The 12,395-nt window shown below is 49.5% G+C and carries 13 protein-coding genes; 6 read left to right on the top strand and 7 right to left on the bottom strand.

The window, feature by feature from the left end; genetic code table 11:
* Positions 1–75 precede the first annotated feature (75 nt).
* Positions 76–840, bottom strand: a complete 765-nt coding sequence (gene dsbG, locus OH773_RS10905; RefSeq protein ID WP_270145629.1) for a thiol:disulfide interchange protein DsbG — start codon at positions 838–840, stop codon at positions 76–78.
* Between the two features lie 113 nt (positions 841–953).
* Between dsbG and OH773_RS10900 the strand changes: the two genes are divergently transcribed.
* Positions 954–1,241 carry a VF530 family protein gene (locus OH773_RS10900; RefSeq protein WP_270145627.1) on the top strand — a complete coding sequence of 96 codons (288 nt, stop codon included), beginning with the start codon at positions 954–956 and terminating at the stop codon, positions 1,239–1,241.
* 76 nt (positions 1,242–1,317) lie between these two features.
* Here the strand turns inward: OH773_RS10900 and OH773_RS10895 are convergent, their stop codons facing one another.
* Entirely contained in the window at positions 1,318–2,517 is a 1,200-nt protein-coding gene (locus tag OH773_RS10895; RefSeq protein ID WP_270145625.1) for an NAD(P)/FAD-dependent oxidoreductase, read from the bottom strand.
* A 226-nt stretch (positions 2,518–2,743) separates the two neighbouring features.
* Between OH773_RS10895 and OH773_RS10890 the strand changes: the two genes are divergently transcribed.
* Positions 2,744–3,253: an RrF2 family transcriptional regulator gene (locus OH773_RS10890; RefSeq protein WP_183269220.1), complete on the top strand. Its 510-nt coding sequence runs from the start codon at positions 2,744–2,746 to the stop codon at positions 3,251–3,253.
* Between the two features lie 3 nt (positions 3,254–3,256).
* On the opposite strand, the gene OH773_RS10885 is transcribed toward OH773_RS10890, so the two are convergent.
* From OH773_RS10885 to OH773_RS10870, 4 genes are all read right to left on the bottom strand, one after another.
* Positions 3,257–4,261: a FecCD family ABC transporter permease gene (locus OH773_RS10885; protein ID WP_270145622.1), complete on the bottom strand. Its 1,005-nt coding sequence runs from the start codon at positions 4,259–4,261 to the stop codon at positions 3,257–3,259.
* The gene (locus tag OH773_RS10880; RefSeq protein ID WP_270145620.1) at positions 4,258–5,220 is read right to left on the bottom strand and encodes an ABC transporter substrate-binding protein; all 963 of its coding nucleotides are present in this window, start codon (positions 5,218–5,220) and stop codon (positions 4,258–4,260) included. Before OH773_RS10880 ends, OH773_RS10885 begins: the two co-directional genes overlap by 4 nt.
* 171 nt (positions 5,221–5,391) lie before the next feature.
* Entirely contained in the window at positions 5,392–6,189 is a 798-nt protein-coding gene (locus OH773_RS10875) for an ABC transporter ATP-binding protein (RefSeq protein WP_270145618.1), read from the bottom strand.
* A gap of 67 nt (positions 6,190–6,256) precedes the next feature.
* On the bottom strand, positions 6,257–7,444 hold the full coding sequence (locus OH773_RS10870) for a TCR/Tet family MFS transporter (RefSeq protein ID WP_270145616.1): 1,188 nt from the start codon (positions 7,442–7,444) through the stop codon (positions 6,257–6,259).
* Between the two features lie 362 nt (positions 7,445–7,806).
* Here OH773_RS10870 and OH773_RS10865 point away from each other — a divergent pair, with 362 nt between their 5' ends.
* The 4 genes from OH773_RS10865 to OH773_RS10850 all read left to right on the top strand — a co-directional run bounded on the left by OH773_RS10865 (position 7,807) and on the right by OH773_RS10850 (position 10,612).
* Complete coding sequence (locus OH773_RS10865) at positions 7,807–8,076, top strand: hypothetical protein (protein ID WP_183269225.1); 270 nt, start codon at positions 7,807–7,809, stop codon at positions 8,074–8,076.
* Between the two features lie 277 nt (positions 8,077–8,353).
* Positions 8,354–8,944, top strand: coding sequence for a YSC84-related protein (locus OH773_RS10860; protein ID WP_270145613.1), 591 nt, complete (start codon positions 8,354–8,356; stop codon positions 8,942–8,944).
* A 313-nt stretch (positions 8,945–9,257) separates the two neighbouring features.
* On the top strand, positions 9,258–10,313 hold the full coding sequence (locus OH773_RS10855) for a methyl-accepting chemotaxis protein (RefSeq protein WP_442865682.1): 1,056 nt from the start codon (positions 9,258–9,260) through the stop codon (positions 10,311–10,313).
* A gap of 134 nt (positions 10,314–10,447) precedes the next feature.
* Complete coding sequence (locus OH773_RS10850; protein WP_221200547.1) at positions 10,448–10,612, top strand: YnfU family zinc-binding protein; 165 nt, start codon at positions 10,448–10,450, stop codon at positions 10,610–10,612.
* Positions 10,613–10,618: 6 nt separating this feature from the next.
* Here the strand turns inward: OH773_RS10850 and OH773_RS10845 are convergent, their stop codons facing one another.
* The gene (locus tag OH773_RS10845; protein ID WP_270145609.1) at positions 10,619–12,241 is read right to left on the bottom strand and encodes an ABC-F family ATP-binding cassette domain-containing protein; all 1,623 of its coding nucleotides are present in this window, start codon (positions 12,239–12,241) and stop codon (positions 10,619–10,621) included.
* Between the last annotated feature and the right edge of the window lie 154 nt (positions 12,242–12,395).

Raw genomic sequence — 12,395 nt, 5'->3', positions numbered from 1 at the left:
TAACAGAGTGCCTGTGGTTGTTGTACACAGGCACTTTTTTAGCTTTTAAAAAGTGACAACGTCACAAGTGATTAGCTATTTATCGTCACCCATAATGACTTTCATGGTTGCTTCGTCGGGCAGACCCTGATGTTGTTGCAGGCGGCCATCTTTATTCAGGTAATAAATAGATGGGGTCGCACTGCCACCCAGTTCATCCATCAACGCCAGATTGGATTCCAGCGCTTTGGTGATGTCTGGCTTGATGGTCGCAGGAATGGCTAACGTCATTTTGCCCTTGCTGTTCTCATACTCGGCCAGCGTTTTAGCCGGATTTTCAGACATCATTATCGCAGCAGCTTTCTGACCGCTGTCAGGGCGAAGCATCCCGACCATCAACACGCGTAATTGTACTTTACCGGAGTTCAGCCACGGCTGAGCGTTTTGCCAAAACTGGGTGCAATACGGGCAGTAAGGATCGGCAAAAGCATAAACAATTTGCGGGGCATCAGCTTTGCCTGCTGCAATCCATTTATTCTTCTCGAGTTTTTGCCACATCTCTTTGGCCATCGGCGCATAAACAAACTTTTCAACCTGAGCGTCACTGAGATTTTTGCCTGCGGCATCAACCAGATTACCCATGATCGCGTGTTGTTTATCCGGCGTCAGGAACACGGTTGTGCCTTGTCCCTGAAATTGCATCACGTAACCCGGTAAATCGCCTGGCCCTTTAAATTCACCTTTCAGTTCAAAACCTTGCTGCTCCAGGGCGCTAATCGGTGCAGGGATTTTTGCGTCTGCTGCCAGTAGCGAAGTACTGGTAAGCAGTGCAAGCGACAGAGTCCATACTGCATGTTTCATTATCTTATCCTTATCATTATCATTCTTTTGATGAATGTATGCCTGGGTAGGCTACATGTCGCACACCCGATTTGCTATCGTATGCGCAATTATTCAGATTCATTGGACGCAATATGACCCACTCATCAAAAGACCCTCTGCATGGCATGACACTTGAAGCCATTGTGAATGCTTTAGTTGCACGTTTTGGATGGGAGGAACTGGCGAAACGGATCAATATCAATTGTTTTAAAAGTGACCCAAGCGTTAAATCCAGCCTCAAGTTTCTGCGCCGCACCCCGTGGGCACGTAAAGAAGTCGAAGATCTGTATATCGATATGGTAGAGACAGCAAACGAGGCGTCGAACAACGATGTGCCTGCTGATAGCCCGTGGGCAAACTGGCAGGGTAAAAAAGAGTAGCAGAGACAGCCAGGGTGGATAAGCGAGGCTAATCCACCCTGGGTATCGTGTTATTATTTACGTGACAGTGTCACTGTTATACAAACGGCGCTAACGGATCGGCCGCAGCAAATGCCGCTTCTTTCTCGGCTTTAGGCGGATAGATCAATTCGCTGGTGATAGCGATTTTGATTTTCTTTGCCTCTTCTCGCGTCGATTTAACCACCTGGTCCCAACCTTCGGTATAAACCGCGCCCCAGCCACCCAAATCCAGACAAGTCACATAATTCACTTGGCTGTAGGGATGCGGAGCCACGCCCAACATATCTGCGGCGACGTTGTTACCGACAAAGCGTCCCAGCATAATCGCATGCTGGCAGGTCATTAAAGCCGTATTGCCTTTTTCATCGGTGCGGGCATAAGCCACATCTCCGGTTGCGTAAATGTCCGGCTGGCCAACAACTTTTAAGTTCTGATCAACATGCAAACGACCCTGTGCATCGCGCGAGGCTGGAATTTGCGCGGTAAGCGGGCTGGCCTGCACGCCCATGGTCATAACCACGGTGTTTGAAGCAATAAAGTCGCCGTTTTTAAATGTAACGCCGCGTTCGTCAATAGCTTCAATTTCGGCATTGAGCATCCATTCCACCCCCAGTTCGTCGCTGGCCTGTTTGATGACATCGCATAATTCTTCGCTGTAACGCCCACCGACGACCGGGCTGCGATCAGCGATAACCACACGTACTGGCGCGGCATCCCCCAAAATTGCGCGTAAGCGTGCGGGTAATTCGGTTGCTAATTCAATGCCGGTGAACCCGCCGCCGCAAACCACCACGGTATTACGCGCTTCGCTGGCAGGTTGTTGTGCTAGCTGGTTGAGGTGTTTTTCCAGGCGAGCGGCGCTTTCCAGTTGGTCAACATCGAATGCATGTTCTTTAGCGCCAGGGAAAATGGGGTTGATATGGCTGCCGGTCGCTAATACCAGCTTGTCGTAATTAATGACGGCCAGTTGATCTTGTGTGGTGTGGTACCAAACCTGTTTGCTGGCGACATCAATTTCACGCGCGGAACCGGCAATAAATTTCACCCCAGTGGCAGCAAACAACGGCAGCAGCGGGGCGGCAAAGCTCTCCACTCCGGCTTCATAAAAACGCGGGCGAATGCGCAATTCAGGCTGTGGAGCCAGGACGGTAATTTCAATATCACCACGATCGTGAAGATCCGTTAAACGTGCCGCGCTCAATGCCGCCCACATTCCTGCAAACCCTGCGCCTAAGATAAGTACTTGCTGCTTCATGTTTTATTGCCCCGATGTTTTGGAAGTGACTCGATTTATTAACTGCGATCATATTGGTCGTAGTTATCAAGATCAATACATTTACGACGACTGATAAATAAAAAACAATTAACACATTGAATTTTATTTATATTTAAAACATCAGTGAGAATGGTTATCTGCAAGAATTGCTTCGGGATGGGGAAGGATTTATCATCTAACTAAGATTTAACTGGGCGGAGAAGTTATGGCATTTTACAGTTCAGGCGTGGAGTACGGCATCCATAGCTTAATGTGTTTGGTGGATAGCAAAGGCGATGGCCGCGAGATGAGTGTGCGTGAAATAGCAGAACTGCAAAACGTGCCGTATGACTATCTGGCCAAGATTTTTACCAAACTGTCTAAAGCAAGCCTTGTGGAAAGCACCGAAGGAAAAGGCGGGGGATTTCGCCTGGCAAAACCCGCCGACCAGATAACCGTGCTGGATATCGTCGCCGCCATTGATGGCGAAAAATCGATTTTTGACTGCAAGGAAATCCGCCAACGCATGGCGATATTCGATGAACCCGCCCCCGCCTGGGCTTGCGAAGGGATATGCGGCGTGAGGCAAGTTATGCTGGTGGCTCAACAACGCATGGAAGAGGCGCTTGCGCAGCATACCGTGCTGGATTTGGCGCGGCGTATGTTCAGAAAAGCACCGGAAGCATTGCCTATACAGATTGAAGAGTGGATTGGCCGTCGTCGAAATGATGCATGAAAACTAGTTCGCCCGTCGCAGCAGAATAAACAGTACGAACATCCCGCCAACCCCTGCGGTGATGATCCCAATCGGCAACTCCTGAGGGGCGGTGAGCGTTCGGCTAAGGATATCCCCGGCAGAGAGCAGAATTGCCCCCAGGACACCAACCAGGGGTAACAATCTGCGATGCCGCACGCCAGAAAATGGCCGCGCCAGATGGGGCACCATCAATCCGACAAAACCGATAACACCGGTCAGTGAAACCAGGATTGCAGTGGCGATTGAGCAACAAAGAAAGACTTCGGTTCGTAGACGCAGAACGTTAATGCCTAACGATCCTGCCGTCTGTTCACCCGCCAGCAATCCATCCAACGCACGCCAGCGTAACGAAATCAAGGTTGCCAGCATCAGCAGTGCGATGGCGGCAAATCCCAGGTTATCCCAACGGGCTAATCCCAATCCGCCCAGCGCCCAAAACAGCGCATTACTGGCCGCGCGTTGGTCGCCAGAAAAAATCAGGTAGTTGGTCAGCGCGCCAAACAAAAATGACACGGCCAGGCCGCAGATAATCAGCTTTTCCGTTCCTTTATGTGACTGAGACATAAAGATTATCATCACGGCTGCCGCAGAGAGCATCCCGCCGACAAAGGCGGCGACAGGCAGCGTCCAGGACCCAAGGCTGTCACCCAGGCGCGTGATCACCAGCACCACACCGGCAGAAGCCCCTGAAGATAAGCCAAACAGAAAAGGGTCAGCCAGATCGTTCCGCGTGGTGGTTTGTAGCAACGAACCGACTAGCGCAAGGCCCGCTCCCGCCATCATTCCGAGTAGCGTGCGCGGCAAACGCAGCTCCAGCACGATGCTTTTTATCATCGGCGAAACGTCTCCTGGTACGACGTTCAGCGCGGTCAGCACGTCGGAAAAAGAGAGCGGTACACTGCCTTTCGCAACGCTTGCCAGAGTCAGCCCCGCCAGTAAAAACGGGGCCACAAGCCACACCAGTAAAAAACGTTTATCGGCGATCATCCGTTGAACGCATCCGGATATAGCGCATGGGCAAGCTTAGTGATGGCTGTGATATTGGCAGGGCCGGGCGTCATCTCCTGATATTTAAGTCTCAGGTAACGGTGATGAAGCACCGCAGGGGTATTTTTCATTAATGGATGCTGCTCGAGGAACCGCTGTAGACCGTCCGCGCCGCCGTTAAAGTCAGACTGATAATCCATCAGGATGATAAATTCCGGCTGAGTTGCCGCGACACTTTCCCAGTTGGTGGTGGTCCAGCTTTTATCCAGGGTATCCATCACATTTTTACCCCCTGCCGCTTCGATAATCGCGGTTGGCATGGCGTAAGCGCCGCTGGTATAGGGTTTATCTTCGCCTGAGTCGTAAAGAAAAACCCGCAACGGTTTGCGTTCTGCGGTTTTCTTATTGATATCGGCAACCTGTTTTTTCCAGCTATCCACCCGTTTGAGCGCCTCTTCTTCTTTGCCAAAGACTTTGCCCAGACGTTCCATATCGCCGTACAGCAAATCCATGTTGGCGCGTGCGCGATGGTTATTAACGTGATTGCAGCTTTCGGTCAGAATAAGCGTTTTGATACCGAATTTTGCCAACGCTTGCGGCGTTACATCGCCGCGTAAACCGTAGTTCCAGCCGGAAAAAACCAGATCAGGCCTGGCGGCCAGCAGTGTTTCCATGGAGGGATATTTGGGCGCGAGTTCAGGGATGTTGCCCTGCAAACGGGTAAAGTCCGGGATATTTTTGTACCAACCGGAAATGCCCGTAATGCCGACAATTTCAGGTTGCAGATGTAGCTCAAACGCCATCTCAGACATATTGATGTCATGAACGACCATGCGTTTTGGGGCGGCGGTAAAGGTCAGCGGTTTTCCGCAGTTATCGACCGTGACCGGAAAACCGGAGGCACCGGCACGGAAGGTCATCGCGGCTAAGAGTGCCGCAACAAGCATTAATGTTTTCATACAAACTCCTGATTCGCGAGGTATGGCTCCTCACTTACCGGTTAGCGACTTTCGCCAGAACGGTATCATCCGGTGGCGGGGAAATCCGTCCCCTTGAGACCGCCGCACCTTACAGGAATTGATAGTGTGAATAGATCCGATCAGATCAATTAATGGTTAATTATTTGTAAATCAATCAATTTCAGAGGGCAGTGCTTCAAAGATGCGCACTGTTTTGCCGCTTTTGGGGTGAATAACGTGCAAGCTTTGCATACCGAAAACTGTCTCAAGCCAGGGAGAATCCAACACCTCAGCGGGGGTACCACGGCAAACCAGGCGGCCTGCATTCATCATGATCACCTGGTCGCAAAACGGTTGAATCAATTCGAGATCGTGCAATATCGCCACGGTGGTGATGTTTTTGCGCTTAATGAGGCTCAGTAACTGATGGCGGGCGAGCGGGTCGAGATGATTTGTCGGCTCATCGAGTAAGAGTAACGTCGGTTGTTGCGCCAGCACACGGGCAAAACCCGCGCGTTGTCGTTCGCCGCCGGATAATTTCCCCAGCGCCACCTGTTTCAGGTGAGCGATACCGACATCATGAATGGCATCGGCAATAATATGGTCATGTTCCGTTTTCGGGAGTTCGGCTTGCCACGGAATGCGCCCCAACGCCACATACTCATTTACCGTCAGCCGTAAATCAGCATTGTCATGTTGGGTTAGCAGAGCAACGCGACGCGCACGTTCCATGGGCGTCATGGCGCGCAGCGTTTTGCCCTGAAATACTATCTCACCGCAGGCAGGCTGCAACTCATTGATGATGAGTCGCAGGAGTGTCGATTTCCCACTGCCATTTGGACCGATAATCGAGACAAATTCCCCGGCGTAAACCTCGAAAGAGACGGCATCGACCTGCGGCGTTTTACCGCTAAAAAAGAGTGTGAGATCGCGAACTGATAGCACGTTTTCAGGCGTTGACGCATTCATTAGACAAATCATTTACAGAATCAATGGTTCCCAGGATATCAAAATTTAAGTGAATTTTCTCATGCGTTCAGGCGGTCGCCTCTGTGGGTCTGCGTGTGCCCAACATCACCAGAGGAATGGCTATCAAATAAACGGCAACGACGGAAAGCCAGATTGCGCCGGGCCACTGTTTCTGTACTGCAAAATAGAATGCAGAGAAGAACAGCGGGGCGATGATAGACGCGAGACTCACGGCAGAGGCCAGAACGCCCTGGAATTGCCCCTGACTTTGCGAGTCCACCTGCCGGGTTGCCAGAGCCTGAAGCGCTGGTGTTCCGATGCCACCTAATGCAAATAGCGGCATAATTGCGAACACCATCCAGCTTTCACGTGCAAAGGCGATGCTAACCAGTGCAATGCAGGCACAGCTGATCCCAACGAATACTGCACCTCGTTCACCAAATAACCTTGCCGCAGGGCCGGGCAGAAACACCTGAACCAGTGCCTGGCACAAACCAAATGCCCCAAGCGATAAACCTATCCAAAAACCATTCCAGCCAAAAGCATCAAAACCCCACAACGCCCAGCAAATCCCGTACGCCTCACCGGTGGCACTGAGAATAAAGAACGTCAGCACCACCGGCACCAACCCTTTCATGGAGCACACCCAGCGAAACGGGAGCAGAGGGTTAAGTGCTGAAAGATTCAGTTTTTTGCGTTCAGGCTGATGGGACTCCGGCAAAACCCACAGCGCAAGCAGGAAATTAGCCCCGTTAAGTACTGCTGCTGCGATAAAGGGCAGACGAACCCAATAATCGCCAAGCATGCCTCCCAGAACCGGGCCGACGATAAAACCGATACCAAACATCGCGTTGAGTAGACCGAAATGCCGGGCTCGCTTGTCTGGTGCAGAGATATCGGTGAGATAAGCGGTAGCGACGGAGATATTAGCGCTCGTCATTCCTGCAATGGCACGCCCCACAAACAGTAATGACAGATTGGGTGAGAAGGCGAGAAACACGTAATTGACTGCCGCACCGCCGAGGGATAGCAGCATGACGGGCCTGCGACCAATACGGTCGCTGAGTGTGCCGAGCACAGGTGCAAACACGAACTGCATCACGGCATACAATGCAGTCAGCGTGCCGATATAAATAGCGACGTTCCCGCTGTGCGTAATCTCTTTTAGCAGCGAAGGAAGAATCGGAAAGATTAGCCCAATGCCAACCGCATCAAGGGCAATAGTCGTGAAAATAACGATAAGTGGTTTATTCATAAAGCGTTCCCGTCGGTATTCAGGTTGTGCACTGAGACGCAAAACCTGTGACAAACCTGAAAAGTGTTCAGGCATTTAAGGACGCTGGTCGAGAATGGCGCGGAGCGCATCGTAGACGTGTGTGGCGACCATCGAGAGTGTAGTCAAATCGTGGCCGCTTTTTCGCGAGGTCGTCTTTATATCACACACGTCGACAAATTAAAGGTCCTCAATGACAATTAATCATGTGGGTTCTCGCCACTTTTTGACCGGGTTAAACCTTTTTAAATAGCTGCGGGTTTATGGTGATAGTCAATTGATTCATATTGATAAACTAAGTCTTCCACAGAATCTGTGGTGGCTTCGCACAGAGGAGTAGACGCATGGAAAAGTATGTTTTTTATGTTAAAGATGAAGCCACTAAAATCTTTGCCCGCAGCATGCTGTCGAAAGAGGAGATCAAAAAGCTAAAGCAGGACGGCTTCAAAAAATATCCGCTCGAGTTTGAAGCTGAGAGTAAGCAGGAAGCCATCGACAAACTCAACGAGAACACCCGCGACAACATGGATGCCTTAGGGGGTTTTTCCGCCTCTGTCGTTTTTATTTCAATCTTCGCATTTATCGTGTTTGCGCTGATTTATCTTTTTAATTAATGCCCGGACGGTAGAGATTGTATAGGGATAAAAGTTAAACAATAAGAATGGCTAATGATATTTGCTCAAATAATACCCACGACTTCTGTTCATTACGCTTAGACTTAAACAAAATTAATCAACATTTTATTAATTTAAAATTAAACAAAAAAAGTGACTCATAGCACAAAAAAATTAACAAGAACCTCTGCTGTGTCATAACATCCGCCCCCTTAATTCGGAATTTAATCAATTTTGTTTGTTTAATCACCGATTGTTAACATGGGTTAGGATGCACATGCAGTTTAAAAAAATACTTCTTATTGCCATTCTGGCAATTGCCGGTTGTAGCGCTAAAGGCGATACCGCGAGTCAGCAACGTAACTCTATCCAACAGATGCGTATTGATACGTTATCAAAGTTGTATAAAGCTCATCCTGAAGCGCGTAAACAAATCCTGAAATCTAAAGGCTACGCGGTATTCTCCGCTAACAGCAGCAAAATCCTGACCTTTGGATTTGGCAGTGGTTACGGCGTTGTGAAGAATCACAAAACAGGCAAAGACACCTATATGAAAATGGCTCAGGCTGGAGCCGGTGTTGGTCTGGGCGTTAAGCAACTGCGCACAATTCTGATATTCAATGACAGTAAAGCGCTGAACGATTTTATCAAGAATGGCTATATTGTCGGCGCGGATGCGAATGCCGCAGCTAAATATGACAATCAAGGTTTGCCAGCAGTCAATGCTTCGGCCGGTGCTGTGGCGCCTAGCTCAGTGGAGCTGCCTAAGCCGTTTTATTCCTACGAACTTACCGAAAAAGGCCTTGCTGCGCAGGCTATGATTAATGGCTATAAATACTGGCCAGATGATACGCTAAACGGGAAATAACCCATTTTAAACGGTGCCTGGTGCACCGTTTTTTTTTGCTTTGTCTTTTCCCTCCACGCCCCACCTGATGATGAAAGCAAGCGTAAACGACTTTAGCATTTGCTTATGTCAGTATTTAGCTTCGATTTTATTTGCTCACTGGATTTCTCATCAATATCACCGATAAATATAGGTACCCGTGAAATATGTTATAGGTTGAAGCATGTTTAAAGATTACAGCGTAAGAACCGTGATTATTATTTTTACAGCAATATCAATTGCGTTAATGAATTTAATGGCTTTCTTGTTATTAGCAAATACTAACGTTTTACTTATGCTGAATGCGGTTGGAGTGGCTTTGCTTCTCATCCTGTGGACTTACATGACTCGCTATCTCGTCAAACCGATTAATGAAGTTAAAAGAAATATCGATGAAATAAACACCGGAAATTTGTCCATATCGATAGCTGAGTTCGGGAATAACTGCGCAGGAAAGTTAATTCCTGGCATAAACAGCCTGGCGAAAGAAATATCCAGTTTGGTGATAGATATCAGAAAGTCTTCAAATTCAGCCAGCGAGCTGTCTGGCACACTGGCTAATCAGAGCGCGGATCTCTCGGTAAAAACAGAACAACAATCAGCCATGTTGATGCAAACTGCAGCGAGCATGGAAGAGATCGCCGCAGGAACGAAGAGCAACGCAGAAAACACCCGTCAGCTAAACACCATCACCAGTGAAGCGCATAAGTCAGCAGGGCATGGCAGTGATGTAATGCAAAAACTCACCGAGAATATGGTGTCGATAACTGACTGTTCTAAAAAGATGACCGAGATTATTAGCATAATCGACGGGATCGCCTTCCAGACAAATATCCTGGCTTTAAATGCCGCAGTCGAAGCGGCCAGAGCGGGCGAACACGGTAAAGGGTTTGCCGTGGTTGCAGGTGAGGTCAGAGTGTTAGCGAAAAAAAGCTCAGAGTCCGCAAAGAATATTAAGTCTTTAATTGAACAAACGAATATTAATGTGATGCAAGGCGCGAAGTTGGTTTCTGAAGCAGAAAAAAATATGCACGATATTGTTTCGGGTTCAGACGATCTTAATCTGTTGATGGAACATATTTTCTTGTCAACGAATGAACAGGAGAAAGGGATCCAGCAAATTACCATCGCGCTGTCAGAGCTGGAAAAAGTTACCCACAGCAACGCAGCAGTGGTTGTCGAACTGGCTCATTCTTCTGATGTGCTTAAAGACCAGGTGGTTGAGTTGCAGACCAGAACCAGCAATTTACGCTTGGGCGATGAAGAACGTGGGGCCACTTCTGTCATCTCACGGCCCGTTCGCGCTAAGCCATCAAAACAGGCAGTAGAAGGGCAATGGCAAACGTTTTAATTCAGCGTTTTTGAATGCCCATTTGCCGTTGTTGTAGCCATATCCGCCCGAAGACAGTTGGCACAGGATAACTTGTGCGCTATTTGTTCAGGGCGTGATACGATGAACCTCATTCATTGAAATGGCTAATCATCATGTCCCTCTTAGATTACGCAATGAAGCGCTTCGGTAATGCGGCAAATAGCTCGGTGACATGTCCTATCTGCGGAAGCAAATCCTCACATCCCGCGAACAAAGTCCGACTGGGGCAAACGCTGCTCTGCCCAAAATGTAAATCGCTATTCGTTATACCGCGCTAATCCTCTTTATGAGTTGTGCCAAGACTGAAGTTGCCAACCACTTTCAGTTAGGGTTAACCGATCGGTTAAATTCAGGTTCTGCAGAAATACCGCATCATGCGAAACGACCACTAGCGCGCCCTGGTAACGACAAAGCATGGCTTCCAGCGCCTGAATGGAATGTAAATCCAGGTGGTTACTGGGTTCATCCAGCAACAAGAGTTGTGGGATAGAATCGGCATACAGCACATAGGCCAACGCGGCTTTCAGGCGTTCGCCCCCGCTTAGCAACCCACAGGCTGTCTGGATTTTTTCAGCATCAAGGCCCAGTTGTGCCAGCCGCATGCGTAAATCAGCTTCACCCGCCGAGCGGTTGGCCTCCAGCATCTGTTCCAGAACGGTACGCTTAGGATCGAGGTTGGTGAGATGTTGATCAAGCCAGGCGTAACCGTGTAAGACACGTGACTCCCCGGACAACGGCTGAATCTGGCCTGCCAGCACTTTGACTAATGTTGACTTACCACACCCATTATTCCCGACAACACCGATACGTTGCTGAGCGGTGATCGTCAGATTCAAAGGGGAAGGGAAGTTGGCTACAAAGGGCAGTTGTACATCCTGGAGCTCGGCCACCCGGCGCTTTGAAGGCGAATTCACCGCCAAAGCGTGCACCACGATAGTGGCATTTTCGTCCACTTGATTCGCCGCTTCCTGCACCCGTTTATCGAGTAACGCCTGTGCGGCAAGATGTTGCTGATTCAGTTTCCCCGCGGACGTTTCACTGCGTTGCTTTTGTCCACCCAGTAAAATGTTGGCTTGATTGGCCTCGCGTCCTTGCCTATTCCCCCGTGATTGCCGCTTCTCAAGGCGTTCCTTCTGCTCGCGCAGGGCTTTTTGTTCGCGCAGGCGATCGCGTTTGCGTTGCTCAAGTAGTTGCAGGGCATTTTGCGTTTCTTGCGCCTTTTGCTGCGCGTAAAACGAATAATTACCGCCATAATGACTCAAGCCTAATGATGACAGTTCAACAATTCTCTGCATGGATTCCAGCAACTCCCGATCATGGCTTACCACCAACAATCCGCCGGACCAGCGTTGTAACTGGTGAATCAGCGTCTGCCGCCATGTGCTGTCGATATGATTGCTTGGCTCATCAAGAATTAAAAAATCGGCTTCAGATAACCAGGCACCGACCAATGAGACACGCATCGCTTCGCCACCGCTTAACTGGCTAACCGGGGTCGATGCGTCAAGATGCCCAAGCCCGGATTTTTCCAGCTCAAGCTGTAGTTGCTGGCGGATATCCCAGTGATGGCCAACGATATCAAAATCGTTCTCAGACACGCTTCCCATTTCGATGCGATCGAGCGCGTCAATCGTGGGCTGTACACCGGCAAGATGTGCAACAGTGGCCTGTGCCGGATAGTCAATCTGCTGCGCCAGATACCATGTGGAGCCCGAACGGGTACAGCGCCCGGACGAAGGCTGAATTTGCCCGGCCAAAATCTGCGAGAGAACGCTCTTGCCTACGCCGTTTCGCCCAACGAGGCCAGTACGACGGGTGTCAAAAGTTTCATTGAGCTGCGAGAACAGCGGTGTGCCGTCAGGTAATGTGAAATCAACGCATTCAAGCGCGATATAAGTATTCGTCATTGTGTACTCCAGAGATGCCAGAAACTGACCCGAACAAACGGGGCAATAAATTGGCCGTCAGACAGACGGCAGCATCAATGGCGCATTGGCGGAATACCTATAGAGAAGAAATGAAGTGAGTCATTTTAAATTAGAGGAGCACAAAGTAAAGCGG

It is taken from the genome of Buttiauxella sp. WJP83, from assembly GCF_027594725.1.
Classification (GTDB): Bacteria; Pseudomonadota; Gammaproteobacteria; order Enterobacterales; family Enterobacteriaceae; genus Buttiauxella; species Buttiauxella selenatireducens.
This window is presented reverse-complemented; position numbering and strand designations above follow the sequence as displayed.